This is a genomic window from uncultured Vagococcus sp. (genome assembly GCF_963518325.1).
Classification (GTDB): domain Bacteria; phylum Bacillota; class Bacilli; order Lactobacillales; family Vagococcaceae; genus Vagococcus_D.
Map to the genome: position 1 here is coordinate 12467 of NZ_CAUQJB010000024.1, position 26754 is coordinate 39220.

Annotated in this window: 32 protein-coding genes; 26 read left to right on the plus strand and 6 right to left on the minus strand. The window is 39.7% G+C overall.

The window, feature by feature from the left end:
- Positions 1-145: 145 nt before the first annotated feature.
- The 3 genes from RWN13_RS16695 to RWN13_RS16705 all read right to left on the minus strand — a co-directional run bounded on the left by RWN13_RS16695 (position 146) and on the right by RWN13_RS16705 (position 2009).
- On the minus strand, positions 146-535 hold the full coding sequence (locus RWN13_RS16695) for a GNAT family N-acetyltransferase (protein WP_314065943.1): 390 nt from the start codon (positions 533-535) through the stop codon (positions 146-148).
- A gap of 553 nt (positions 536-1088) precedes the next feature.
- Entirely contained in the window at positions 1089-1580 is a 492-nt protein-coding gene (locus RWN13_RS16700) for a GyrI-like domain-containing protein (protein ID WP_314065946.1), read from the minus strand.
- Between the two features lie 39 nt (positions 1581-1619).
- Complete coding sequence (locus tag RWN13_RS16705; protein ID WP_314065949.1) at positions 1620-2009, minus strand: AraC family transcriptional regulator; 390 nt, start codon at positions 2007-2009, stop codon at positions 1620-1622.
- A 333-nt stretch (positions 2010-2342) separates the two neighbouring features.
- Here RWN13_RS16705 and RWN13_RS16710 point away from each other — a divergent pair, with 333 nt between their 5' ends.
- The 7 genes from RWN13_RS16710 (at position 2343) to RWN13_RS16740 (ending at position 8412) form a co-directional block, all read left to right on the plus strand.
- A complete protein-coding gene (locus RWN13_RS16710; protein ID WP_314065952.1) occupies positions 2343-3803 on the plus strand; it encodes a PRD domain-containing protein in 1461 nt (486 codons plus the stop codon).
- A 2-nt stretch (positions 3804-3805) separates the two neighbouring features.
- Positions 3806-4282, plus strand: a complete 477-nt coding sequence (locus RWN13_RS16715; protein ID WP_314065955.1) for a PTS sugar transporter subunit IIA — start codon at positions 3806-3808, stop codon at positions 4280-4282.
- Complete coding sequence (locus RWN13_RS16720) at positions 4279-4605, plus strand: PTS fructose transporter subunit IIB (RefSeq protein WP_314065957.1); 327 nt, start codon at positions 4279-4281, stop codon at positions 4603-4605. The genes RWN13_RS16715 and RWN13_RS16720 overlap by 4 nt, the downstream gene beginning before the upstream one ends.
- 15 nt (positions 4606-4620) lie before the next feature.
- A complete protein-coding gene (locus RWN13_RS16725) occupies positions 4621-5700 on the plus strand; it encodes a PTS fructose transporter subunit IIC (RefSeq protein WP_314065960.1) in 1080 nt (359 codons plus the stop codon).
- A gap of 13 nt (positions 5701-5713) precedes the next feature.
- The gene (locus RWN13_RS16730) at positions 5714-6562 is read left to right on the plus strand and encodes a class II fructose-bisphosphate aldolase (protein ID WP_314065962.1); all 849 of its coding nucleotides are present in this window, start codon (positions 5714-5716) and stop codon (positions 6560-6562) included.
- 31 nt (positions 6563-6593) lie between these two features.
- Positions 6594-7487 (plus strand): ketose-bisphosphate aldolase, encoded by an 894-nt coding sequence (locus RWN13_RS16735; RefSeq protein ID WP_314065965.1) that lies wholly within the window; start codon positions 6594-6596, stop codon positions 7485-7487.
- A gap of 286 nt (positions 7488-7773) precedes the next feature.
- Positions 7774-8412, plus strand: coding sequence for an SPASM domain-containing protein (locus tag RWN13_RS16740; RefSeq protein ID WP_314065967.1), 639 nt, complete (start codon positions 7774-7776; stop codon positions 8410-8412).
- A gap of 107 nt (positions 8413-8519) precedes the next feature.
- Here the strand turns inward: RWN13_RS16740 and RWN13_RS16745 are convergent, their stop codons facing one another.
- Positions 8520-8912 (minus strand): ATP-binding protein, encoded by a 393-nt coding sequence (locus RWN13_RS16745; RefSeq protein WP_314065968.1) that lies wholly within the window; start codon positions 8910-8912, stop codon positions 8520-8522.
- A gap of 229 nt (positions 8913-9141) precedes the next feature.
- On the opposite strand from RWN13_RS16745, the gene RWN13_RS16750 reads away from it, so the two are divergent.
- From RWN13_RS16750 to RWN13_RS16765, 4 genes are all read left to right on the plus strand, one after another.
- Positions 9142-9273: a hypothetical protein gene (locus RWN13_RS16750; protein WP_314065971.1), complete on the plus strand. Its 132-nt coding sequence runs from the start codon at positions 9142-9144 to the stop codon at positions 9271-9273.
- Positions 9274-9446: 173 nt separating this feature from the next.
- Positions 9447-9815, plus strand: a complete 369-nt coding sequence (locus tag RWN13_RS16755; protein ID WP_314065973.1) for a BlaI/MecI/CopY family transcriptional regulator — start codon at positions 9447-9449, stop codon at positions 9813-9815.
- Positions 9816-9820: 5 nt separating this feature from the next.
- Positions 9821-10927 (plus strand): M56 family metallopeptidase, encoded by a 1107-nt coding sequence (locus tag RWN13_RS16760; protein WP_314065975.1) that lies wholly within the window; start codon positions 9821-9823, stop codon positions 10925-10927.
- 8 nt (positions 10928-10935) lie between these two features.
- Positions 10936-11157: a hypothetical protein gene (locus tag RWN13_RS16765; protein ID WP_314065976.1), complete on the plus strand. Its 222-nt coding sequence runs from the start codon at positions 10936-10938 to the stop codon at positions 11155-11157.
- Between the two features lie 549 nt (positions 11158-11706).
- Here the strand turns inward: RWN13_RS16765 and RWN13_RS16770 are convergent.
- The gene (locus RWN13_RS16770; protein ID WP_314065978.1) at positions 11707-12339 is read right to left on the minus strand and encodes a hypothetical protein; all 633 of its coding nucleotides are present in this window, start codon (positions 12337-12339) and stop codon (positions 11707-11709) included.
- A gap of 256 nt (positions 12340-12595) precedes the next feature.
- Here RWN13_RS16770 and RWN13_RS16775 point away from each other — a divergent pair, with 256 nt between their 5' ends.
- The 3 genes from RWN13_RS16775 (at position 12596) to RWN13_RS16785 (ending at position 14106) form a co-directional block, all read left to right on the plus strand.
- A complete protein-coding gene (locus tag RWN13_RS16775; RefSeq protein WP_314065980.1) occupies positions 12596-13204 on the plus strand; it encodes a hypothetical protein in 609 nt (202 codons plus the stop codon).
- A 30-nt stretch (positions 13205-13234) separates the two neighbouring features.
- Positions 13235-13603, plus strand: a complete 369-nt coding sequence (locus tag RWN13_RS16780; RefSeq protein WP_314065982.1) for a type II toxin-antitoxin system PemK/MazF family toxin — start codon at positions 13235-13237, stop codon at positions 13601-13603.
- A gap of 131 nt (positions 13604-13734) precedes the next feature.
- Positions 13735-14106, plus strand: coding sequence for an FtsX-like permease family protein (locus RWN13_RS16785; RefSeq protein ID WP_314066083.1), 372 nt, complete (start codon positions 13735-13737; stop codon positions 14104-14106).
- Between the two features lie 179 nt (positions 14107-14285).
- Here RWN13_RS16785 and RWN13_RS16790 read toward each other — a convergent pair whose 3' ends face one another.
- Positions 14286-15176 (minus strand): MurR/RpiR family transcriptional regulator, encoded by an 891-nt coding sequence (locus tag RWN13_RS16790; RefSeq protein WP_314065984.1) that lies wholly within the window; start codon positions 15174-15176, stop codon positions 14286-14288.
- 869 nt (positions 15177-16045) lie between these two features.
- Here RWN13_RS16790 and RWN13_RS16795 point away from each other — a divergent pair.
- From RWN13_RS16795 to RWN13_RS16850, 12 genes are all read left to right on the plus strand, one after another.
- Positions 16046-17056: a D-isomer specific 2-hydroxyacid dehydrogenase family protein gene (locus tag RWN13_RS16795; protein WP_314065985.1), complete on the plus strand. Its 1011-nt coding sequence runs from the start codon at positions 16046-16048 to the stop codon at positions 17054-17056.
- A 4-nt stretch (positions 17057-17060) separates the two neighbouring features.
- Positions 17061-18164 (plus strand): iron-containing alcohol dehydrogenase family protein, encoded by a 1104-nt coding sequence (locus RWN13_RS16800; RefSeq protein WP_314065989.1) that lies wholly within the window; start codon positions 17061-17063, stop codon positions 18162-18164.
- An 11-nt stretch (positions 18165-18175) separates the two neighbouring features.
- Positions 18176-19000: a PTS sugar transporter subunit IIC gene (locus tag RWN13_RS16805; RefSeq protein ID WP_314065991.1), complete on the plus strand. Its 825-nt coding sequence runs from the start codon at positions 18176-18178 to the stop codon at positions 18998-19000.
- Positions 18987-19868 carry a PTS system mannose/fructose/sorbose family transporter subunit IID gene (locus RWN13_RS16810; protein WP_399553694.1) on the plus strand — a complete coding sequence of 294 codons (882 nt, stop codon included), beginning with the start codon at positions 18987-18989 and terminating at the stop codon, positions 19866-19868. The genes RWN13_RS16805 and RWN13_RS16810 overlap by 14 nt, the downstream gene beginning before the upstream one ends.
- 19 nt (positions 19869-19887) lie before the next feature.
- Positions 19888-20394: a PTS sugar transporter subunit IIB gene (locus RWN13_RS16815; protein ID WP_314065997.1), complete on the plus strand. Its 507-nt coding sequence runs from the start codon at positions 19888-19890 to the stop codon at positions 20392-20394.
- Between the two features lie 76 nt (positions 20395-20470).
- Positions 20471-21334, plus strand: coding sequence for a hypothetical protein (locus tag RWN13_RS16820; RefSeq protein WP_314065999.1), 864 nt, complete (start codon positions 20471-20473; stop codon positions 21332-21334).
- An 89-nt stretch (positions 21335-21423) separates the two neighbouring features.
- Positions 21424-21864 carry a PTS fructose transporter subunit IIA gene (locus tag RWN13_RS16825; RefSeq protein ID WP_314066001.1) on the plus strand — a complete coding sequence of 147 codons (441 nt, stop codon included), beginning with the start codon at positions 21424-21426 and terminating at the stop codon, positions 21862-21864.
- 170 nt (positions 21865-22034) lie between these two features.
- Positions 22035-23099 carry a mannonate dehydratase gene (uxuA, locus tag RWN13_RS16830; RefSeq protein WP_314066002.1) on the plus strand — a complete coding sequence of 355 codons (1065 nt, stop codon included), beginning with the start codon at positions 22035-22037 and terminating at the stop codon, positions 23097-23099.
- 115 nt (positions 23100-23214) lie between these two features.
- Positions 23215-23844: a bifunctional 4-hydroxy-2-oxoglutarate aldolase/2-dehydro-3-deoxy-phosphogluconate aldolase gene (locus RWN13_RS16835; protein WP_314066004.1), complete on the plus strand. Its 630-nt coding sequence runs from the start codon at positions 23215-23217 to the stop codon at positions 23842-23844.
- Between the two features lie 26 nt (positions 23845-23870).
- Complete coding sequence (locus tag RWN13_RS16840; protein WP_314066006.1) at positions 23871-24545, plus strand: HAD family phosphatase; 675 nt, start codon at positions 23871-23873, stop codon at positions 24543-24545.
- Between the two features lie 286 nt (positions 24546-24831).
- Positions 24832-25314, plus strand: a complete 483-nt coding sequence (locus RWN13_RS16845) for a hypothetical protein (protein ID WP_314066008.1) — start codon at positions 24832-24834, stop codon at positions 25312-25314.
- 192 nt (positions 25315-25506) lie between these two features.
- Positions 25507-26709 (plus strand): multidrug effflux MFS transporter, encoded by a 1203-nt coding sequence (locus RWN13_RS16850; RefSeq protein ID WP_314066009.1) that lies wholly within the window; start codon positions 25507-25509, stop codon positions 26707-26709.
- Positions 26710-26754 lie beyond the last annotated feature (45 nt).

The following is a 26754-nucleotide window of genomic DNA, read 5'->3' on the forward strand; positions in this document are numbered from 1 at the left end:
TTAAAAAACTTTTCCTATATGAAAATGCTAGTGGGTTTTGCGAGGAAATGGACCCAGAAAGCGGATTGTAGACCTGTTAACTAAACCGCCTGTTCAGTGAAGAACGTTAAAAGTAGTCGCCCGTCAGATTTATCTGAAAAATAAGTTATTTGAACTTTGGCGACGGTCCAACTGGCCGGGGTTTGGGACGATAAGGTTGATACAAAAAGTGATACAAGGCCAATTGATGGAATCCCAGTGACTCATCGAGTTCTTTGGCCTCATTTCCATCATCTACCCAAAACTGAACCCTTTTAGTGCCACGAGCAATCAGTTGATTAACGAGCAAGGAGATAAAACTGCAACCAAATCCCTGGTGCTGAAAGTCAGGTTTGACTGCGATGGCTTCAATGGTATTCTCGAAAAGAATGGCCACAGCAATCATGTCACCCTTTAAACGCATCACAAAGCGGTTATCTTGATCCGCTAGAAAGCGACGGCGATCTCTTTCAGACGCTCCGCGGTACCAAAGAGGGGATCCAAGACGTTGACGCAAGTGGTAGAAGACCGATTCCAACAGTGACTGAAAAATCAGATAGTCCCTGTCTTAATAGGGACGTATCTCAGCCAAGGTCTCTTTGATCGGAAATAACTTGTTCCCCCGCTCCATTAAAAACATGGTCTGGTCGGTAGTTGGCTGCAAAAAAAGGCGCGTGAGGCCTCATCTTGATTTAAATAAGCGCATTTTACTCGTTCCACTGAGATGTTCTCACGAAATAGCTGGTCGGCAAAGGATAGCAAACCTGTGCCAATCTCCCTTTAACGATAAGCCGGGCCACAAAAATCGTCATTTCGGTTCCCCTTTGAAGACCATCGTGAAATAACACACCTGCTAGATGATCCTTCACATAGACCACCTAAATACACTGACCGCCATCAGCCGCTTCTTTGAACATCCCAGGGTATTAATGATAGGCCCCAAGCCTTTCTTCAAGCGGTCTTACAGTCCCTGATTGCTTCATAAGGGATGATCCTCATGTTTTCCATCGTGTTTTGTTCCTTCCTAAAACAGAAATCAGCCTTTCTAAATGACCTCATCAGGTATCCTGTTACAGAATTGGAAGATAGATATCCGTTAGACTTTTTTCTGTTAGTTTTTTTGGCGGTTCCGTGATGTACATTTCAAAGGGAGGGGCATCTCTAGATGTTCCTTTTCCTTTAAACAGCCATTCCTGATACATATAGCGCCAAGCCTCTCCATACTGACTAGCCGATATATTAAAACGTCCTACTCCAAATTTGCCGGAAATACTAGATACACAGATATTGCCACTTTCTACCACCTTTGCCTCATAAGGAATCGTCATTGCGACGCTGGTGCGCAATTTTTTTTCATCAGTAATGAAGGGATTATCGTCGTAAATGGTCAACACCTTCGTGCTCTCAGGGACGATTAACTTATTTTCAGTCGCAAAAGCAAAGAGTTCCTTAAACAAGTGCCTACTTTGTTTTCTAAATTCAGCATAACTACCTCTCATGCGAATGTAGACAATTCTTTGGTTCGTTAGTTCTTTTGTCGTGATACTAATTGGTTCAACCATAGTCATCCTCCTTCATGTTAATCCCTCTTACAACACGTATTATCCTATGATCCAATGATTATTTCTTGACAAATCTTGCTGTTTTCGGAACTTAAGAGGGCTCACGCCAAATTGTTTTTTAAAAGATCGGCTAAATGAGCTAGAATCATTATACCCATACTCCATGGCAATTGCCGTGACAGAGAGATGAGGATTGAGACAGAGAAAAATAGCCGCACGCTCTAATTTAAATCGAGTGACAAACTCATTGACCGTTTCAGAGGTGTATGTTTTAAATAGCCTGTGAAAGTGAAAATCAGATAAATGAGCATGCCTAGCCAAATCACATAGTGCAATCGGGTCTTTTAAATGTCGCTCAACAAAATCTTCTGTTTTATTAATTAATCGAGAATAGAGTTCCCTTTGGCTATTGTCAGTTCTGTTGTCCATGTCTGTCCATTCCTTTCCTAAACTAGTAGACTGCAAGTTTGTTGTGTCTGTTCTTTTAGATAGATTATATCAGGTTTTAGTAAGTTTTAGAGTCTGTCAACGGTTTTTCTTTAATTCTTTGAAAGGAGCCGTTTAAAGAGTGAGCAGTCTAGCATGCAAAATAATGTTGTATCGGACTGTTATTTAGTAAACTAATAAAAATAGCGTGTCTGAAAGGGGAAATGTCTGTTGAAGTGGACATGAGAATAAATGTAAGCGATTCACAAGGAGGTATACTTTGGTTATAGAAAAGCAACCAACCTGTTATCAAACCACTAGAACGGGGGTGAAATCATGAACTTTAGTCAGCGAGAGCTGTCCCTTATCGATTGTTTATTAAGGGAAAATGATTATGTATCAGCTCAAGAGTTGGCAGAAACGTTACAGATGTCAACTAAAACAATTTATCGCACCATCAAGCGAATCAATGAAGAGTCACCATCCCAGCCAATCCTGGTAGCAGAAAAAGGCAAGGGGTATCGCATTGATTACGATCGGTATTTAAAGACTCATTACATCATAAAAGAGCGAGTCCAAACGCCGATCGAGCGTCGGAAATACATCATGCTTTACTTACTGTTTCGGTCACCGAACAGCGTACAGATGGCGTACCTTTATGAGAAGTTTTTTTTGAGCATCGAAGCCATTAACAAGGACATCTATGACATGCAGGAATATTTAAGTAGTAAGAAACTGGAGTTGGTTAAACAAAAAAAGCGGTTAAAAATTGTGGGACAAGAAAAGCGTATTCGGGAAGAAATTAATCGAGTCATCAATGATATGAACATATTGGATGAAGCCACGTTGCTGTTAAAAGATGGTTTTTCAAAAAAACACGATGTCGCTTTTATTCGCAAACAAGTCACAGAAAAAATCGAAGTGCCTTTAAAAAAGGAAGTACCTTATCCATACAACATTAATATCATCGCTCATTTAACTATCTTGATTAATCGCTTTCGGGAAGGGCGCGTGCTATCAACGGCTTATGACCAAATTAGTGAGGATGAACAGAAACGAATTATTGAAAATAAAGCACTTTATCAGATTGCCAATCAAGTGATTGACAATGTCTCCTGTTATTTAAGTGTGGCATTACCAGAAATTGAAGTCTATTATTTGTTTCAATACCTGGTTTCTTCTGGTATTTCTTACCGTCAATCAACGAATGAAACCCTTTTGGCCGAAGCCATTACCTCGGATTATATAGAAGGTATGAGCTGGGAATATCCGCAAATCATGGAACAGCCTAATTTGTATCTGGATTTAGTTAACCATATTCGGCCAATGCTGTATCGCGTTAGTAGACAAATGAGGATTACCAATGGCATGTTAGCAGAAATTAAAGGTGAGTATGCCAATCTTCATCAGCAAGTCTGTCAGATAACCAAAAGAATTGAAGAGGATTACGACATTAAGCCCATATCGGAAGATGAGATTGGCTTCCTGACAATCTATTTCGCTAAGCATTTAGAAGCGGAAAAATACAGCAAAAAAATTTTAATCGTCTGCAGTTCAGGCGTAGGCACCTCAGAATTATTGCGAGTCAAGGTGACAAATGCCTTTCCAGAAATTGAGATTCTAGATGTCCTTCCATACGGAAAGTTTATGGACAATTTGGCGAAATATGAAGAAATCGATTTGATTTTAACGACGGTTAATTTTACAAAAGAAGTCACCATCCCTTATTTGCTAGTTAATTGTATGTTTACAGCAGGCGATAAAAAGATGGTCAAAAAAATGATGAGTGAGGTATAAAAATGACAAATATGATTTTCTCAGAAGTCTTATCTGAAAACGTAATTAACTTAGGCCTGCTAGCCACAACCAAAGAGGAGGTCATTGATGAATTAAGCCAGTTATTGTTTAAACATGGCAAAATAGACAGTGTTGAGGACTTTGCCGAAGATGTCTTATTAAGGGAACAAGAAGGCGTGACAGGACTTGGCAAGGGCATCGCCATTCCACATGGTAAGTCGGAAAGTGTCATTCAAACATCCATTGCCATGGGACGTACTCAGGTGCCAATTGCTTGGGAATCCCTTGATGACCAACCGGTAAACATCATCATTTTATTCGCGGTTAAAAATAGCGACGCCAATACGACCCACATTAAGATGCTACAAAATATTGCAATCTGTTTAGCAGATGACGAATTTATGCTTAAATTGCAGAGAGTTGGCAGTCAACGAGAGATGATACAGTTATTTATTGAGAAAGAAGGAGAGCGGTCATGAAAATTGTTGGAATAGCAGCCTGCACATCAGGTATAGCCCACACCTATATTGCCAGAGAAAAATTGTTAAAAGGAGCAGAGTCTTTGGGACACACCATTCACGTTGAAACACAGGGAACGATTGGGACGGAGAACGAATTGACTTCAGCTGATATTGCAGAAGCAGATGTGGTGATTATTGCAGCGGATATTAAAGTGAGCGGAAAGGAGCGTTTTACTGACAAACGAGTGGTGGAAATTCCTACTAGTATGGTGATTAAAGCACCAAAGGCTCTGATTAATAAGATTGAAGAAGAATTGAACCGAACATCAGGTGAAAAATAACAAAGGAGGAAGACTATGTTAAAGAAACTAGAAATTAAGAAACATGCCCTAACAGCTATTTCCTATATGTTGCCAATTGTCGTGACGGCTGGTTTGTTGATTGCTATTGGCAATTTAACCGGTGGAAATGTCATTGACAATTATAAAGGGGCCTATAGCTTGCCTGATACACTTGTTTCTCTCGGTGTTTTAGGAATGGGATTGTTGTCACCAGTCATAGCTGGCGCAATTGCTTATTCGATTGCCGATCGACCAGGGATTGGCCCAGGTCTGTTTATGGGGCTCATCGCTAATTCAATTGGCGCTGGCTTTTTAGGTGGCATGTTAGGAGGGTATCTAGTTGGCTATTTTGTCAAATGGCTGCGATTTAACTTAAAGGTGCCAAAGTGGGCTGAAGGATTAATGCCAATGATGATCCTGCCATTACTTTCAACAGTGATTATTGGTTTATTAATGTATTTCGTAGTGGGGGTGCCGATCGTTTGGGCCACAGAAAGCATGACGACTTTTTTATTAGGCATGCAAAGCAGTACGAAATTTGTGTTTGGGGCAGTTTTAGGAGGAATGGCTGCCTTTGATTTTGGGGGACCAGTTAATAAAGTGGCCTCTCTCTTCGCTGATGGCCTCTTACTTGAGGGGGTCTATGAGCCGGAAGCTGTTAAAATACTGGCTTCCATGGTCCCACCCTTTGGGGTCACTCTCTCATTGGTGATTTCCAAGCTAATTAACAAACCCAAGTACTCAGAGACAGAGATTGAAAACATTAAAGTCGCTTTTCCCATGGGGATTGCCATGATTACGGAAGGGGTCATTCCCATTGCAGCCGTCGACCCGATTCGGGTTATCATTGCTTGTACCACCGGTGCGGCCGTCGGCGGTGGGTTCAGCATGTTGTGGGGTGTTGGGTCACCAGTTCCTTCAGGTGGCATGTTTATTGTGCCAGCCATGAATAAGCCGTTGATGTTTTGCTTGGCATTGCTGATTGGGACCGTGGTGACGGCTTTGCTGCTGGTTGTACTGAAAAAAGCTCCACAAGCAACCGTTGTAGAGGTAGAAGAGGAAGCCATTGATTTGGATGCCATTACCTTATCATAAAGGAGGACACGAGATGTACGTCTCAATGAAAGGCATGCTTCAGCGTGCCAATCAAGGTAATTATGCTGTTATGGCCATTAATTGTTTTAACTTGGAAAGTGCCAAAGCAGCCATTGATGCTGCTCAAGAATTAAGAGCGCCGATTATTATCGACTTGTTACAGGATCACTTGGCTTATCACTTTGACAGTGTTATTTTAACTGAGCCAATCATCAAATTGGCACAGGCAGCTAGTGTTGAAGTGGCGATTAATTTGGATCATGGGCAAAATATGGCGGGAGTCAAGCAGTGTTTATATCATGGCTTTCGCAGTGTGATGGTCGATGGATCGGCCTATCCCATTGAGGAAAATATCGCTATGACGAAAGAAATGGTCGCCTTTGCTCAGACCTTTGATGCCAGTGTGGAAGCAGAGGTCGGAGGGATTGGTTCGGTAACTAGTCAGACAGATGCCGAGATGTTTACTGATCCGAAATTAGCCATTCGATTTGCCAAAGAAACGGGAATCGACGCCTTGGCCATTTCTTACGGTTCTAGCCATGGCAATTACCCTGGAGGTTTTTATCCCGACTTTCACTTTGACTTGTTAGATGAAATCAAAGCAGGGACTGAGATGCCGCTGGTTTTACATGGTGGCTCTGGTTGTGGTGCCGCCAATATAAAAACCTCCGTATCCAAAGGGATTAATAAAATTAACGTAGGGGCTGATTTTATGAAAGCTCAGCGTGAATCAATTGCCTTCAACTTAACAAGGGAACCAACCATGGATTACGTAGAGCTAATTCATGAGACAATCGCAGCCGGTAAAAAGGTCGTAAAAGCCTACATCGAGCTGGCTGGTTCTATAGGGAAATCACAATAATCACGCGAAAACGCGGAAAAGAGGAAATGAAATGTTAGTCAATATGAGTCAATTATTAGCAGTTGCCAAAGAAAATAAGTTTGCAGTTGGGGCCTTTAATGTAGCCGATAGTAATTTTTTAAGGGTGGTTGTAGAAGCTGCCGAAGAAAATAATTCTCCGGCTATTATTGCGGTTCACCCAACAGAATTGGCTTTTGTTAAAGATGATTTTTTCCAATATGTCTTAACCCGTATTAAAAGTAGTCATGTGCCCTTTGTCTTGCACATGGACCACGGAGATAATCTAGACAGTATTATGCGGGCCGTTCACTGTGGTTTTAGCTCTGTGATGATTGATGGCTCGTTACTGAGTTTTGAGGAAAACATTCAAACCACTAAAGAAGTGGTTGATGTCTGTCAACTTTTGGATATCTCCGTTGAAGGGGAATTAGGGACGATTGGCAATACAGGGACCACCATTGAAGGTGGTGTCTCAAAAGTAATTTATACCAATCCAGCAGATGCCAGAGAGTTTATTGAACGAACGGGAGTTGATACCTTAGCGATTGCCATTGGTACAGCTCATGGGATTTATCCAAAAGAGGTCACGCCTGAGCTGAAAATCGAGGTTTTGGAGGAAATTGAGCAATTAGTGGACATTCCTTTAGTTTTACATGGTGGCTCTTCAAACCCAGATAAAGAAATCGCCCGAGCAGTCGGAATTGGCATTCAAAAAGTCAATATTTCATCGGATTATAAATACGCATTTTACAAGAAATGCCGGGAAATACTAGCCACAACGGAGCTATGGGACCCGAATGCGATTTATCCTGAGTGTATCGAAGAGGCCAAAAAGGTGGTCACCGATAAGATGGGGTTGTTTAATTCCATTGGCAAGGCGGAATTGTATAGGGACGTCAAACCTTGGAGAGGACAGTGGGCCTAAAGAGTAGATCAGTTGATGCGGTCTGATCCACGAGAATATCTAATGTAGGGGAATAGAACCTGTAATCTTGAGTAACTCTCAAGGTTATAGGTTCTATTATTTGAAGCTAAAAGTGCACTTGTATGTATAAACATTATCCAATATATTAGTCATAGAGTCATTTATTGTTCAGAATAGAATTAGTACTCAAATTAACATTGACGGAGATCGTCAGACGCATGATGCTAATAGATATTTCTGTGGCAAAAAAGGATCGTATGATACTGTTCTAAAAAATACGGAAGGTTTGCGTAATAAAAAAATTTTGGGTGCCAGAGGAACGATAACTCCTCATCAATTTGATTTAGTGTACTTAAACGATTTTTTACATTCCAAAGATTTTGCTAATGTAGTACTGTCACCAGCCTTAAATTTGTTGTCAGATAATGATTACCATGCAATGGCTGAAGCTTATATAAATTTCTTTTTAGAATGTGAAAACCGAATCAAGAAAGGCAAAGTTGAGGAAATTAGAAATAATCAAGTATTTATGAGTCAATTAAGTGCCATACACAGAGCTAATGTTAGGAATAAGGTTTGTGGTGCGGCAAGTAATCTATATGCGATTGATATTAATGGAGATATTTATCCTTGCCAACGGTTTGTAGGCAATAAAGAAATGTCATTAGGGAACGTATTTTATAATGATAACAAGCAAAAATATTTTTTAAAAAAATCAACTTTGGATAATTTTGAGAAATGTAAAACTTGTTGGATAAGGAATCTTTGCGTTGGTGGATGTCTTCATGACAACTATTCAATGACAGGAGATATGAATGCTCCCCACGACTTATATTGTAAGTACAAACAGAGTATTACGGAAGAAGCAATTAATATATACTTACGACTAAGTGACGAAGAAGTGATCGAATTTTTTGGGGAATAGACAAATAACATATATCAGGTTAATCACCTACAAGATTACTTATACAATCTTATTGGCAATCACAATATTTAAGAAAAATTTATTTACTGTTTTAGACGCATGAGGATTCAGCTTTGGCTGTTTAAAGGGAAAGTAACTTCTACAATAGCACCTCCTTTTTCACCATTCTTAAATGTAATTTTTCCTAAGTGAGCCTCAATGATTTGCCAAACTAAACGAAGTCCAAAGCCATGGGCCGTTTCGCCATTAGAAAGATACTTGTTATTAGAAAAATAGTTTGCGTTAAACTGATCAAGTTGCTTGTCAGAAAAACCGCATCCGTCATCTAAAATGACATACTTAAAATGGGTACTAGTTAAGTTAACAGAAACATGAATTTGACATCCATTTGGATTATGTAGCACACAATTGTAGAGTAAATTATGAAGCATGCGCCCAATTAGTGAGGCATCACCTAAAAATGACAAGGTATCTAAATTAGCTGAAGCGTGGAAATCCATAGAATAATCTTCTGACAAGCCATTGTTTAATAAATCGCTGATTACTTGTCTTGCTAATTCTATGGGATAAAGAGAAACCAGCCTTACAGGTTGTTTTGAGTCATCTAATTTAGATGATAAATTGAGATCTGTAATTAATTGTCCTTGGTTTTCAATTGGAGCTACTTTTATTCAATAAGGCTAACGAGTTTGCATTAAACGGGAAATAAAAATAATGGAGGAGTTAATTATGAAAGAAAAAAAAAAACAAGAAGCAATAAAGAGTATGAAGATTTTAGGTATGCTTCCACAAATGATAGATAATTTTATTAAAGAAGGTAAAGTAGTCGCTTCAATCAGCGGTCAAGCGGTTTTGGCTTGATAGCTGATTGAAACTCTGCAACACTCCAGAGTGTAATTTTCGAAAAATCTCTCTAAAAATGTGTCTCAAATATTGACCTCATTCCATAAAAATTAACTGTAAAAAAATATATCCAATGTAAATTATTAATTTTCGTGATATAATGATAGTAAATAATCGGAGGTGACTACACTATGGATTTTAAAATCACAAATAAAGAGAAAGAAGTTTTAAAAATTTTTTGGCACGCCCAAAAACCTCTATCTGTCTCTGATGTTGTTGATATTGGAACAAAGCTAAGTAAAAATACAATCCCTATAGTTGTCAAAAATCTTTATAAAAAGAAATATCTTGAAGTGGATCACATTGAACAAAAAAAGAAAGCTTTGGCAAGAGTCTATACCCCAACCATAAGTGAAGAGCAATTTATTATTAATGATTTATCTGAAGAATCCATTCGGAATCTCTTCAGTGCTTTTATTGAAAATAATAATGAGATAGAAGAATTAGAAGAAATAAAAAATCTCATAAACCAACGAAAAAATGAACTTAAAGGAGACTAGTTCATATGAATCTAACTTTTTCTTCTGTGTTAATTTCTCTGTTGGCAGCATCAATGGTCATTATTATAATAATGATTTATTTGAGAGTAGAAGAAAGTAATAATTGGTTCAAAGTAAAGTATATATTTTTTATTGTATTATTTGTTATTGCCAGATTATTAATCCCTGTAGAATTACCAATAACATATACACTAAAATCAAAAGTTGTTTTACCATCGCTATTTTTTTTATTGAGAAAAGAAGTCTTTATCATATTCTCGCAATCGATTACCGTTGCTAATTTTATTGTTATCATTTGTTTTTTAATAGCCCTACTTAAAATTATGAAACTAGTCCGACGATATAACAAATTGAAAAAAATTATGTATAAAAATTTAACTAGCTATGATGAGCTGAAACCTTACATAGATGAAACTAAAAATGTACATGTAGCATCCACACCAGCTATTTTTTCTCCTGTTACAATCGGAATAATTAGCCCCCATATTCTAATACCTCATGGCAGGTATACGGCAGAAGAATTGCGCTTTATTATTTCACATGAACTTCAGCATGTAAAAAATAGAGACAACATGTTGAAATTAGTTATAGAAATAATAGTTTGCTTTTATTGGTGGTTCCCGTTAATTTATTTTTTCAGAGGGGCTGTAAATATTCTTATTGAACTCCGAGTAGATTCGCAAGTCACTAATAATATGGAACCTGAAGACGTTTTGTCATATCTGGCGGCGCTTGTTAGCGTCAAAGAGAAAGCTTTATTTATTAACAAAAATATTGACCCTCTCTTTTCAAATTTCACTTACTATGAAAATAAATTACTACTAAGAAGGTCAAAAAGATTATTGAGTGGGAACATTAGTAATCAATTTCAATTCTTTATTTTTCCAATCATTTGTTGCTTACTACTTGTCCCTTTTGTTATTGTAGAACCTTACAAAGCGGACGAAAGCATTTCCTCAGACACTTTTTTTATCGACAAAGAAGTTGATAACTATATATTGAAGGATAAAGATAATATATTTCACTTAATAATATCAGGCAAAGATGTAGGTCAGATTGATGACCCTCATGATATATCTGTTAAGAAGTTAAAAATAATTGAAGAAAGGTGAGAATAGTCATGAAGAGCAAATTTTTATTAATGGTAATTTTGGGAACTGTATTGCCATTTAACTCGGGTGTTTTGGCAGTAGAAAAAGGTGACAAACTAGAGCCTAATTCCCCTCTTATCGAAAGAGCTAAGATAGTTGAATGGCGATTTAAAACCGTTGATGGTAAGGTCTACAAAAGGTTATTTGATTACACTAATCAAAAATGGATTGGCGATTGGTTAAAAGTTTAATTGTGTTTTCAATATCGAAAAAGAAAGTGGTGAGAATATGAGCTCAAGCATGCGTCCTAAGTCCAAAATACTGATATTTATTACCTGCTTATTAGTAGTACCTTTGAGCATCTTCTTAAATAGAGAAGAACCTGTAATTAATTTGCTACAAAATTTTTTTATTCCCATTCTTTGTATTTATATAGTTTTGTTTTTTCGAAATAAAAACAAAAAACTCTTTAATTTAGTTTTTGTAATCGGAACTATCTGGTTCATATATTTGTGTCTGTATTATCTGTTCGGTTTATTTAATCGTCATTGGTAAAATTTGACCAAAGGACTCAAAACTGACTCTCCTCTGCGTAATTAATTTACGAATTGCTCTCTTTGAAGGTAATTATATAAAGCGGAGAGTCTTAACTAGTGAAAACGCATTCGTTATAACATAATTTGTAGTGGGAGATTGATAAACTGAACTAACCACCAACTATTGTAGAGAGAAGGTTGCATTTTTCCCCATAAAAATAAGTCATAATCAGAAAATGGTCTGATTATGACTTATTTTATTTACTATAATTTTTGAATTTTGGCTTGCGATGTTGAACCTATACTTGAAATTGGAAATTCTTCAGTAAGAGTCATACGTACCCCACCCTTAGATGAGCCCACATCAATCCATCTTTTCATGTCGTTGCTGCCAGAACTGCATCTGTCTGCAAAGACACTTGAGGCCATGAAACCAAGAATCGCGCCTGCTAGTCCACCAAGAACTGCTCCACCTACCACACCGTTAGCTTTCAATAATGTTGCTGTTGTAGCCATTTCGGATCTAAGTGTACTCATTCCGCTCTTAGTAGTGGCAAGAAAATTAGCTCCACCATTTACAAGTTTTGACTGATAGGCAGCTGCTCGGTTTACGTAAACTGTGGTCTCGGCACCATCATATTTTGCCAAGAGTGCTGCAGTTTCTTCTTGTGAAAGAATCGGATCTCCATTCAATGCTTTCAAAGAGCGTTGCCCCTTAAGTTTTATTAAAGCTAACTCTTGTTCAAGTTGTTTCATTTTTTCATTTTTTACGATGACTACTTCAGATTTACTCGAAGCAACTTCTTCAGCTTGAATAGTATTACCAAAAGAGACTAAAGGTGAAACAAACAGGATAAACGACGCAACAACACAAACTAACTTTGACTTTTTAAACATATGACTCACTCCTATCTATTTGATAAATTAACTATATCATTAAATATATCGAATGTAAATAATTATTTTCGATATATTTAATTGTTACGAAAGTGGCTTCTATCGTGAATTGGACTTGGTAAATGAAGAATTTGTTATTGTAATTTATCACAAAGATGCGATTGAATTATTCACAAAAGAGGAGTATAAAGTCATAAACAAAGGCAAATAAAAATGGTATGCTATTCATTGACAAACGAAAAAGGGGAATCATTCAATGGATACTTTGACAGAAAACATAGAATTACTACAAAGGCTGCGCAAGGAAATAGATCGATTGGGGATTAGTGAATCGCCATCGAAAACCGACTACGACAAGAATAGAGATAAGAAACTGTCTCCGCCGTCAACTACTGTTATGGCAAGAACTGACTTAACATGGAGTCAAATCATGCAACTTATAGGGGTGAGATATGATGGACAAGTTCTCTTGAAAGATAGAGAGTATACATCGGACGACTTCCCAGACATGACTCAAGACGAGAAGATTGATTATTTTGCAGAGAAGGTCAGACACATTGGTTTAACACTTAATGGTTGGTACAGAGTTTTAAACATCGTAGATGAAGGGGCTATGGCTAATAAGTCTTCTGCAAGTAAAAGGGATAAGTATGTTGATCCAGGCTTCAAGGAAATGGACAAGGGTGAGCAACTGGAATACTTGTTGAAATACATCGATGAAAATAAAATCACCAATACAACAGAATACAACAAGCGGAGAGACAAAGAGAAAACTCCGTCAATGACGTTTATAGTAACAAATCTAGGTGGATGGAAGAACATCAGGAGTGAATACAAACTAAAATATGGAAGGGAGCTTGGATAGTTTTTATGAGCTTTAAAAGGGATGGTGTACGTGAATAAGAAGGTGAACGAAGTAGTGCAAGGAGGAATTTATATTGCAAACTTTGGTGATAGGACTGGAAATGTAAAAGCTGGAATAAGACCAGTCCTAATCGTATCAACAAATAAGAATAACGCATATAGCAACGTGGTTTTGGTAGCGCCAATTACAACATTAAAGGAGAAACATAAGAAGAAGAGTTATTATTCGGATATTGTTCTGGAGAAGACAGAGAGGAATAAACTAAAGGCAGTGTCGGTAGTGCAATGTGGAGAGATTCAAACATTAGACAAAGAAAGTGTATTATACAAGATTGGATCATTAGATGAGTTTAAGAAAGAGGAGGTCAATAAGGCGTTGCTATCCTCACCATCTGGATAGAGGAGACACATTCTGGCACTACATATCTTGGTTCTGAAGATTTTTCAATTTGGAGTCTGCTAGAAGAGCAAAAAGAGCAGAAATTAATTCAAAAAGCGATATCGTTTGCAGTATATGGAGTCGCTAGTCTAATTGGATTAGTTGGAATTATTAATGCATTTACCACGATTACAAATAATTTGTATTTACATAAACGAGATTATGCTTTATTAAGATCTGTTGGTTTGACACCATCGGGAGTAAATCAATTGTTGCTACTGGAAGGTTTGTCATTTGTTATTAAACCATTTGTGATTAGCTTGCCAGTCATTATGTTAATTTGCTGGTTTATGCTCAACCTAACATTGATAAGTTGGAGAGAATTTTTGTCAGCTCTTAAACTGGGTCCAATTTTACTTTATAGTGGAGGTGTGATTGCTTCAATTTTAATTGCTTACTGGCAGTCAGCCAAAATAGTGAAAAACGGAAATATTATCGAAGTCATAAAAAATGAGATAGTTTAACCCAATCAAGTGATGCAGTTATATGTCCCTTAACTTTAGGTCACTCTTTATGATAGCTGACCATTTCTCTTACGCAGAAAGGATACCTTTTTTGAATTAGTTTAGAAAATGCTAGCATGGTTTTAATGCAACCTGTTTCGTCAGATTAACAGTCGAAACAGGTGCAACAGTATTTAATCCTAAGGCGTAAAATTATAAGGATTGGTTTTAGTTGTGCTAATATTATCCCTAATTTTTTTGATTGATTCGATATTTTGATCATAGTTGTGATGCATGACATTGGTATACAAGATATCCATAACAGTTAAATAACTGATGCGTGAAGCCAAGGATTCGGTTCTAAACAAGGTTTCTTCCGTTAGAACGATAATCGCCTGATCTGCCAAACTCACCAGCTCCGAGCCACTATTGCCTGTTAACGCAATAATTTTAGCAGGTGTTTTTTTTATTTGGCGAGCCAAATTAACCGATTCTTTCGTTTGTCCAGAATGAGAAAAAATAAAAACACAATCCTCGCTAGTCAGTTTAGTGGCAAATCCTAGCTGCATGTGATAATCAAAAATATAGTTACACCGATAATTAGTCCGAATAAACTTATGAAAACTGTCAAAGGCCACAATGGATGAGCCGCCAAGGCCAAAAAAGTGTAAGGTTTTGGCTGAATAAATAATGGATAAGACCTTACTAAGTAATTCCTCTGTCAAAAAGTGAATCGCATTGTTCAAGGAATAGATATTGGATTGCAAGACTTTTTTGGCGATATCGATGCTAGAGTCGTCAGGATTAATATCATCTGCACCGGTCATGGAATTTAAATTGTGAAAAGTCGGTTGATAACTAAAATTGTGAGCGATATCAATTTTAAAATCCTGAAACCCACTGTAACCAATCTTTTTGACGAACTGATAGATGGAAGATTGAGAGACATGACTATCATTAGCCATTTCTTCTAGGGTTTTTCGTGATAGAACTTCATCTGAATGGACAAAGTAATCCGCGATTTTTTGTTCGGTCTCGCTTAATTTGCCTTTTTTTAATCTGATTCGTTGATCTAAATAATGGTTTTTCATTGGAACCTCCTTTTGGACATGGCGAGTCCTTTTTATTTGTTTGGAAAAAGGCTTACAAAAAATGGTAAACAGGGAATACTCATTGATAACGACTTAATCATCAAAGGTGAAAGGTCCATAAGTCAAAAAGAGACTCATTTGACTTATCCATCATTATAAAGAAAGAAATCAAAAAAAACAATTTTTAATTTATAAGAGAGAGAAAAAAATAAATTTAGTGGTCACTCTTGAAAATAAAAAGCAAATCGGACTAGGAGTGTCAGTTGGCATAAAAGGGCGTCACCCCATGTTGCGATACTTTTTATCCCTTTGGGTTCATTAATTGAACGAGGGGGATAGAGCTCAAATTTTTGTGGCAAGAGGGAACGTCAATAAAGAGGATTAGGTAGGACCTGAATAAAGACCGGATACAAAGGGATCTGACCTGTCTGAAACATGACTGGTGGTAGCATCTTTAAAGTAAATGTGACTCAAGCTGTCAAAGTAAAAGGGAGAATGGCAAGTCAGTTGAGGCGAGAGAGACGTTAATGAGAAGGGCTAACTAACAAATGAGGTCATCTTCTTTCCTTAAATTAACGAACGATATAGATGAAAGTGTTAGACATGAGAGATTCTGCTAATTGCGGTGTTTTCATGGCTTTTCAGGTTGGAATGATGACGTTTTCAGGTTGGGTTTATGTGATCGTTTTATCGTAATAATAAAAAATATTTTTTATTATGATAAAGACTTTACATAATTTTTTTTATGTCGTAGTATTTAGGTATCGACAGAGGCAAGTTGATAAGAGGAGGTAACGGAATCGATAAACAGGAAGGAGATGAAAACGGTTAACTTAGGGTGAAGGATGTAAGAGGAAAGGAGTTTAGTGATGACGACCTATCGTATTGCAATAGTCAATTCCAGTAGTTTTGGGAAAGTTTTTCCCGATCACATGAGACGGTTAAAACAGTTAGGCGAAGTCAGTCATATGTCAGTGGAGGGGGATCTACCAGGCAGAGAGTTAGCAGAAAGACTTCAAGGATACAACATAATTATTGCCAGCGTAACCCCCTTTTTTACTCAGGAATTTTTTGATTATAAAGATGAGCTGAGACTGATTTCCCGTCATGGTATCGGCTACAATAATATTGATCTAGAAGCAGCCAAAAAGCACCAGACGATTGTCTCAATTATTCCAGCACTGGTGGAACGGGACGCAGTAGCCGAAAATAATGTCACTAACTTAATGGCCATTTTACGGCGAACAGCCGAAGCCAATCAAAGTGTCAGAGACGATAACTGGGAGGAACGTGCCCAGTTTGTTGGACGAACCTTATTTAACAAAACCGTCGGCGTCATTGGGGTGGGAAATACTGGCAGTGGTGTGGTAGAAATTGTTCGTAACGGTTTTCGGTGTGAGGTTCTGGCGTATGATCCCTATAAATCGGCCCTTCATATCCAAAGCTATGGAGCCAAGAAAGTGACATTAGATGAGTTACTTGAAACGTCAGATGTGATTTGTTTATGTGCCAATCTGACAGAGTCTAATTATCATATGATTTCACACAACGAAATTGCTAAGATGAAGGATCATGTCTACATAACCAACAGCGCCCGCGGTGCCTTAGTTGATGAAGAGGCGATTGTAACCGGTTTAAAGAACGGCAAAATTGCTGGCTTTGCCACAGACGTCCTTGAGGAAGAGCCGGGTCGAAAAGACCATCCTTATCTCTCAATGGAAAATGTGGTCATGACTCCCCATACGTCAGCTTATACCATGGAATGTCTGGCAGACATGGGGGAAAAATGTGTGCAGGATGTGGAGGATATGGTCAAGGGACAATTACCGGAACGAGCGGTTCAGCCCACTAGTCATTATATTCCAGCAAAAGGGAGGTAAACGGATGTTAACAGAATTGAAAGTCAAAGTAGGACCACAATTTTATCTCTACTCCCAAGGAGCAATCGATGAGGTACCGAACCTATTAGCAGAATATGCTGCAGGTCATATTTTAGTTGTTCATGGGGGCGTTTCCTGGGAAAAGGCTCAACCCTTTATGGGATTTCTCGAAGATCAGCAGTATCAGGTAACCTATCATCGATACACAGGAGAATGCAGTTATGTGGGTGCCGAATTAATCGCAGAAGTGGTTAAAGCAACTAATAGTGATTTCATTATTGGCGTCGGTGGCGGTAAATTAGCTGATTTAGTTGGTTATGCGGCTCACCTTGTCAATCTAAATTTTGGTGTGATTCCAACATTGGCCAGTAATTGTGCCCCTTGGACGCCACTTTCAGTGATGTACAAGGAGAATGGTCAAGCCGAAGGAAAGACGGAACACTTTTTAAGACAGGCAGCCTTTATGGTAAGCGATCCAAACTTAGTCATTGATGCTCCGGTTGACTATTTTATTGCAGGTTTAGCGGATACCTTGGCCAAGTGGTATGAATCCGATGCGATTTTGCAACAGCCCCATTTGAAAGGGTCTCCATTTTTGGCATTAGCCAGAGAAACCGCAGTTCTTTGTAAAGAAGCGATTATGACGGATTCTGCGAAAGCGATTGCCGACATGAAGCAAGGCCACATCTCCGCTGAATTCAACCGTTTGTCAGAAATTATTTTTGCAGTGGCAGGAATGGTGGGGGGATTAGGAGACAAATATGCCAGAAATGCGGCCGCTCATGCGATTCATGATGCCATCAGTAAGTATATTCCTGAGAGTCATCAGTTTTTACACGGTGAAAAAGTGGCTTATGGCATCTTTTATCAATTAGCCTTGGAGGGTAAGTGGGCAGTGATTGATGAGTTGCGGCCATTTTACCAGGAGTTGTCCTTACCCCAGTCCTTGCATCAGATGGGGATTTACCCCAAGGATCAGACCGTGATTGACGCGATCATCACGTTTATAGAGTCAAAAGAAAAAGTTCATCTTATTCCCATTGTCATCACTGAGGAAACCTTGCGACAGTCGCTTGATCAGTTGGAAGACTATATCGGGAAGGGATAGAAGGAGGACATATGGAAACATTAAGTGTCATGCAAAGTTTTTTAATCGCCCTGTGGACAGCGGCGGTTATGTCGAGATGGCTTGGAGGAGGCGCAACCTTAACCTTGCGTTTCTCGCCATTAATGACCGGGTTGATTGTTGGGATTGTGATGGGTGATGTGCCTCAAGCGATGATCGTAACCGCGGCCTTGCAAATGATTTATATGGGCGTCTTTTCACCTGGCGGATCCATGCCAGCAGAGCCTTCCATCGCAGCCGCAATTGCCGTCCCTGTGGCGTTAATGGGCAATTTGGCACCAGAAGCCGCAATCGCCGTGGCAGTACCAGTTGGGTTATTAGGTAGCTATTTATATCAATTCAGATTTTTTATCAACACCTTTTTAGGAAAGTATACAGATAAAGCAGTGGAAGAGCTTAATGGGAAAGCCATTAGCCGTTCAGTGATCACTTATCCGACCATCGCTTCATTTGTTTTATTTGTTCCCTTGGTGTTTATCGCCTTATACTTTGGGGCACCTGTAATTGCCGATGTGATTACGGCCTTAGAGGGAACGGTGGTGATTCACGTTCTAGAAGTAGTCGGTGGTGGACTTGCTGCAATCGGAATTGCCACAACCGTGTATGTCATTGGTCGTAAAGATTATATGGTATTCTTCTTTCTGGCATATTTCATGAGCATTGTCTTTAAATCACTAGATGTGACCATGGTAACCTACGCGATCTTTGGTGTGATTATTGCCTTGATTTTTGTTCAGGCAACAAAAGGCAAGCAAGTCGTCAAAGAGACTGCCGGTGGCACATTTGATGATGAAGATGATTACGATGACGGATTTTAAGAAAGAGGAGGCGAAACTAATGACAAAACAAACAAATCTGGCACCAGAAGAAATTACCAAAAAAGATGTGACTAAAACCTATCTGCGATGGCATTTTGCCAATGAGATTCCCCATTCATTCGAACGCTATTTGGCCCCATCCTTGCTTTATGCCATGATGCCGATATTGAAAAAATTATACAAAGAGGACGACGCCTTAAAAGCCGCTTATAAACGGCAATTGCTGTTCTTTAACACTCAATTAAGTTGGGGTGGCGGAGTGATTACTGGCTTGATGTCTTCCATGGAGCAACAGCGTGCTCAAGAAGAATACGAAGAAACTGATATTTTAATGCAAGATGATTTAATGTATAACACAAAAGCTGGATTGATGGGCGCCTTAGCTGGAATTGGTGATGCCATCGATTCAGGAACGGTTCAATACATCTTTATTGCCATTGCCGTCCCTTGGGCCGAACAAGGCAGTGCTTTAGGCGCGTTGTTCCCATTTGTGGCTTTTGCCTTGTACCAAGTCCTGTTAGGCGTCTTCTTTGCTCGCCAAGCCTTTTCTATGGGACGTAATGCCACCGGCTTGATGCAAAGTTCAGGCGTTCAAAATGCGATCGAAACCTTATCCGTTCTCGGACTCTTTATGATGGGAATTCTGGCAGGAAATTATGTGAAAGTATCCTCGGCCCTGCAGTTTAAAATTTCAGGTCGCGAGTTTGTGATACAGGAGATATTGGATCAGATTGTGCCTGGTCTCTTGCCTTTAGCCGTCGTCATGGGTGTCTACTGGTTCTATACCAAAAAAGGCTTAAAAGTTACCCAAGCCCTGTTGTGGTTAACAGGCATCTTGATCGTTTTAGCAACAATTGGCATCTTATAGAAAAGGAAGTGAAAGTATCATGGGAGAAATTAATTTAGCACGAGTGGATGAGCGTTTAATTCACGGTCAAGTCATGATGACCTTGTCACAAAAAAGCGGGGTAAACTCGATCTTTGTCGTCGATGAAGTTGTGGCCAAAGATCCATTTATGCGAGACTTATACAAAAGTGCTGGTGGACGAACAGGGCAAAAAACAATTGTCATTACACCAGATAAAGCCAAATTTTATTGGGATGAATTTAAGTTTAAAGAGTACAATTGTATTTTAATCGCTAAGACAGTGAGTGTCATCTATGACTTAGTGAGTCACGGTGTGCCAATGAAGGAATTAAACATCGGCGGTATCGCTCAAAAGGATCCGGAAAAAGATGTATTGGTAACCAAATCGGTTTATCTGAACAAAGCAGATGCTGAAAAGCTAAAAGAAATGAATGAAACCTATGGCGTGGAAAACATCTATTTTCAAGCGACACCTTCTGCACCAAAATCCACATTAAAAGACGTGTTAACCAAGTTCGGGTTATAGCAGATATGAATCTGTAACTAGGAATTGTATCAATCACTCATGGTCAAATCAGAGCTATCAGTAGGAGGTAAGTCAATTGGATCAAGATCGCTTAAAAGATTGGACATTTCGGTATCAAGCTATCTACCCTGTGCGACGGACGAATAAGCAGAAACAGCGTTTTCTGTCAGCCTTAGCTGCTGACATTATCAAGATGCGTCAAGATATCAGTATCATTGAATACAAACAACATAAAAAGTACGTGTCAAGTAATCTTTATGTAGGTGATATCGAAAAGGCTGATCAGATCATTTGTACCTACTACGATACACCTCCTCAAAGTATTGGGGCCTATGAGTTATTTAATCGGGAGAAACAACGTCAATCGACCATGGCCTTTATGTTAATCAGTGTGACGCTTAGTTTACTGATTGGTTTAGGGGGAACCTGGCTATATATGAGCAACAGCCATCAAGCCTTTAAGTTAAGTTCAATCAGTACCTTAGCGGCAATGGTGGGATATGGTCTTTATTTTTACTTGTTAAGTAAGGTCGCTAAGGGATTGTCTACTAGAAGGACCCTTGTGCGGAATACCTCATCTGTTTTGGCCCTGTTGTGTCTGATGGCCCAAGTTGATCAACCCAAAATAGCCTATGCCTTTATTGACGAGGGCTGTTTCGGTGAACGAGGGTTAGAAGCGATGAAACAGTCATGTAAGAAGTCGGCTCAGATCTATCTATTGGATTGCGTAGGAGCAGAGACACCACTCCATGTTAGGGGACCCGCTCTGCCAAAAGAGTTAGCAGAGGTCAATGTTCACCAGTCAAAGGGTCCCATTACGACTATTTTTGGTGCAAAGGTGAGACCAACGGCTCAAGGCAATCAGTATTATCTTGAACCCACAGATTTAAAAAAGATGTCAACAGACAATCTGGCTACCTTGATTAAATTATTTACGTAAGAACAGGATCGAAGGTATCGTCTCAGATGGTTAAGGGTTATTCGAATGAAGTAAAGGTAACACTTATTAACGGAAAAGGAGAACAACTTATGCTAGGAATCGTTATCGCAACCCACGGAACCCTTAGTGACGGCTTAAAAGATGCTGCCCAGGTTATTATGGGCAGCACCAGTAATATCGTCACAGTTAACTTGACTCAAGGTCAGGATATTCAAACCTTTGGAAAGGAAATTAAAGCAGGGATTCAGGAAGTAAATCAGGAAGATGGCGTCATTGTCTTAGTCGATCTGATTAGTGCCAGTCCTTATAATCAAAGTTTACTGGTTGTGAGTGAACTGGAACCGCCTTTACAAGATCAGGTGTATGTCATCGGTGGGGCTAATCTGCCCACCTTATTGGAAACCATCAATCATCAACTACTTGGAACAGAGGTTGAACGAGCTGCCGACGGGATTGTTGCCCAAGGCGTTGACAGTGTCAGTAGTTGGCATTTATCAATGCATGCAGCAGATGACGAAGATGATTTTTAAGCCTTAAATGGATGGTGATTCTGACGATCAGCTAGTGAAACGATCTGTCTGATTAGTTAAGACAGTGTCGATAGTAACTAGCTGGTTCTATGATGATCAGCCTTATAGGCGGACTGAAGACAGTAGATGTTTATGGGGCAATAAAAACTAACAGTAAAGGATGGGTCAACATGAAGTGGGGATTTAGATGGTACGGCCAGGGAGATTCAATCCCATTAACACATGTTAAACAAATACCTGGTATTAAAGGTGTAGTTGGAACCTTATTAAATAAACTACCAGGGGATGTATGGGAAGTAGCTGAGATTCAAGCCTTAAAAGAATCAGTCGAGTCAGGTGGTTTAGAACTCCTAGGCATCGAAAGTGTGGCAATTCATGACGCCATTAAAGCGGGAACACCAGAAAGAGATCGCTATATCGAGCATTATAGACAAACAATTCGCAATCTCTCAGCCTGTGGGGTTAACTTAATTTGTTACAGCTTTAAACCGATTTTTGGTTGGGCCAAAACAACATTAGCTCATGAAAATTCAGATGGTAGCTTTTCACTGTTGTACGATCAGTCAGTGGTTGACAACATGGAAGCCAGCGACATGTTTAAACTGATTCACAGTCAGTCAAAAGGGTTCAGTTTACCCGGCTGGGAAGAAGAACGGCTGAAAAAATTTGATTCACTGGTTAACATTTACGAAGGGGTAACAGAAGATGATTTATTTGACAATCTACGCTATTTTTTAGAAAAAGTCATTCCAGTCTGCGAAGAGATGGATGTGAAGATGGCGATTCATCCTGATGATCCACCATGGGAAATCTTTGGCTTACCAAGAATCACTAAAAATCTATCAGACTTAGAAAAAATCATTAAGATCATCGATTCTCCTTATAACGGCATTACCTTTTGTACCGGTTCTTTAGGCGCTGACCCGAATAACGATTTAGTAGAGATGATTCAGGCTGTTGGGCACCGAATTAATTTTGTCCATTTTCGCAATGTGGGCTATTTGGGCGAAAAGAAATTTATTGAATCGGCTCATCTAAGTACGGAAGGGTCCTTGGATATGGCGGCTATTATGGCGGCTTTAATTGAGGCAGGGTTTGATGGTGTTATTCGTCCCGATCATGGTCGCACCATTTGGGGCGAAATATGTATGCCAGGTTACGGTCTATACGATCGGGCATTAGGTATTTCTTACCTTCAAGGACTTCACGAAGCCATAACGACTCTCAAAAAGTAATCAGCGAAGCCATCTGTTTGATTAGTGAATAGGATAAATAGAGTAAAGGAACGACGAATCACTCATTTGCTATGTGAAAAAAAGAACGAACTTAACCAAAGAAAGAGGTGTTAAGATGGAAAACCAACAGACAGTCTATGAGCTGGTGAAAAAGGCGAAATTATTGCCTCTCTATACCGCAACGGATTTAACGTGTTTACCAGTCTTGGAAGAGATTCTGGCGAGTCACCTACCATTGGTAGAAGTGACATTCCGCAGCCCGTTGGCTGGAGAAGCTATCCAACAATTAGCGGCATCCGGCCGGCTAACAGTTGGAGCAGGCACCGTCAGAACGTTAAAGGAAGCCAAAATTGCCGTGGCAAATGGCGCTAAATTCATTGTGTCACCAGCGATTGTCCCAGAGGTGATTGACTACTGTTTGGATCAAGGAATTCCGATTTTTCCGGGAACAGCAACACCGGGAGATATTCAGCGAGCGACAGCGTACGGCCTTACGATTGTCAAATTTTTTCCAGCCGACATTTATGGTGGCATCAAGGCGATTAAGGCTCTAAGCGGGCCGTTTTACGACGTTAGCTTCTTACCTACAGGTGGCATTGATGGGAGTAATGTTCTGGAATATTTGGCTCACGACCAAGTCATCGCAGTTGGTGGTTCCTTTATTATTTCTGAAGCTGCCTTAAAAGAAGATGAACAAGGGACGAGACAAGCCTTGGTTGAATTAGTTCAGCTAGTTAACAATTAATCATGAATACAGAAAGGAGTGTGGCAATGACTAAGGCAAAAATAGCAGGTGTGATTTTTGATATGGACGGGTGTTTAGTAGACACGGAGACCGTCTATAAAATTGCCTGGAAGCAAGCCTTTGAAAAATACGCTGTGGCCATCTCACCAGCTGTCATCGACTCTTGGGTAGGGTTAGGCTGGGACATCATCGCCAAAGAGATTGATCAGTTGACTCAAATCCCACAACTAACCCAGGCGATTCGTCAAGCCAGGGAACTTATATTTTTTCAAATGATGTCAGAAGGGCTAGTTAAGTTGATGCCTGGCGCATTGGACATGCTGGAATTCGTCACCAGCAAACAGTTGGTCGTTGGGCTAGCCTCTTCAACCTTTCAAGAAAAAGGTCAGCGTATTTTGGCTCATTTTGAACTGACAGCTTATTTCGATTTTATCGTTTTTGGAGATGAAGTGGCCCAACGCAAACCAGAGGCAGATATCTACCTTAAAGCCATTGAAAAATCAGGGGTGGCACCAGAAGAACTAATCGTGTTTGAAGATTCATTGACGGGGTGTGAAGCCGCTAAAAAAGCCGAGCTACAGACCATTTGGGTACCGGAAGCCATGGCGAAAATAAGTGAAAGCTATCCTGAGACAATCTGTCAGGTTGTGCCGTCAATGGCGAAAGGACAAAAAGTATTGGCAAGGATGTTGAAGGAATGAGTAGTGGGTAAAGCTGAGCAATCGGTTTTGCCCTTTTTGTGTGGTTCCAAAGATCGAGCTGAATTAATGGGCAGAAACCAGCTCGTATCTATGTCGTGAAAAATTAGACTTGCTATTTATCAGAAAAAGGCGCATGTTGTAACTAAGGAGTGTAGAAATGGCCTCAAGTAATCGAGACCCAAGTCTCATCTATCTCTTAAGTTAAAGATATCTGAAGTGTTCCGTTCACTTGTTTCACCACGATCTGTGCCGCTCAAGCGGAGCGCGACACAGGATGGAGAGTAAGATGCGAGATAGGGTAGAAACGAATCGCCAGCTTCACAGTTGGTTATCAGACAGTCATTTGTTAACATTAAAACATGAAAAGACCAAGAATTACACCTCATTTGAAACGGATGCTACGCCAATGTCAATGGAAGTTCCTACCAATAAAATAGTCGGCATTGGCAGATTCTATCGAGCGACCAACTGGTTAGACGTTTACAATGCCTATTTGGGGATTGGCGATAGCCAAATTAATTATTCTGATGAGAAATTTTCCCACTTAATCGAGTTAATCAATGACCAAGGACCGGCGGCTTTTGTGAGAATCGCCAATCGGGAAAACACCATTGAACCTATATTGGCTGTCTATAACGGCCAATTAGATGAATATTATGTTTATGGAAATGGCAGCCACCGAACATACTTAGCCAAACTACTAAATATTGAATGTATCACCTGCCAGGTGGATATTTACAGACCCGCCAATCTAATGGTAGAACCATAACGTAATCTACGATGGCCTAAATTAGTCGGAAAGGCTAGACAGTTCTAGTAAAATAGGATAAAGTTTAATAAATAACTACGATCGAAAGGGGTGATTCCGTGAATTTTTACGAATGGATAAAAATCATGATCCCACCATTTCCCAACAAAAGATGTTTTTTCCCAGCTAACTAATTAATTTAGGAGAATTTTTATGGAAAAAAACATCGAACAAACTCAAACAACACCGATTAATGTGGCTTTACTTGTCTGCCTTGTGGGCTTTCCGCAAATAAGCGAAACCATCTATACGCCATCTCTAACAGAGATTGCCAGCAGTTACCACATCACGCTAAATGTGGCTCAAATGACCTTAAGTATCTATTTCTTGGCCTTTGCCTTTGGGGTGTTCTTTTGGGGTATAAGTGCCGACTATTTTGGCCGTCGCAAAGCCATGACCAGTGGGATTTTTATTTACATTATAGGCTGTCTCCTTTGTCTGATTTCTAACAGTGTGGGGCTCCTCTTCCTTGGACGCTTTGTTCAAGCCTTCGGTGCGAGTACTGGCTCAGTTACCACCCAGACAATTTTACGAGATAATTATCAGGGAACCCAACGACACCAACTATTTGCGAAAATATCGGCGGCCTTGGCTTTTTCACCTGCCATCGGCCCCTTAGTTGGTGGTGTTATCGGTCAATATCAGGGCTTTCGAGGCGTCTTTTTGGCTCTAGTCCTAATGGGCCTAGCCTTACTCTTTTGGACCTTAAAAAGCCTGCCAGAGACAGGGAATGCCCGTTCTGTGAATTATGGACCACAACAAATCTTGACCATTGGTAAAAAAATGGTGAAGGATCCCTATACCATGGCCTTTGGTTTATTGATTGGGCTGTTTAATGGGCTTCTCTTTAGTTACCATGCAGAAGCCCCCGCCATCTTTATTGACACCTTTAAGGTTAGTCAAAGTCAATACGGATTGATGGGATGTGTCGTGGCTTCAGCTACTGTGTTGGGCGCTTGGCTCTCCAATCGAGGGCTCAAGCACCAATCGCCAGAGATCATGATCGAAAGAGGTATTTACCTGTCCCTAGTGGGCTGTTTAGCCTTGACGGTAGTGTCCTTAGCACCCCTTTTTAACCTTGCCTTGTACATCAGTGGAATCGGAGTGATCCTAGGGGGAATTGGCATGGCCCTGCCAAACTGTTTGAGCTTAGCCTTAACTAAATTTTCAGATACAGCAGGGACGGCAGGTGCTTTTTTAAGCCTGGGGTACTACGTAATTGTCAGTTTGTGTACCTTTTTAATTGGGATCTTCCATACAGGCTCCCTGCTGCTATTGCCGCTCTTTTGTTTAGGGTTATTGATACTATCACTGGTATGCATTAAATTAGCCAAACGAACAATCAGTCATAGCTAAAAGAGAATGACAAAATGTTTAAATAAACGAAATACCGCCACATCA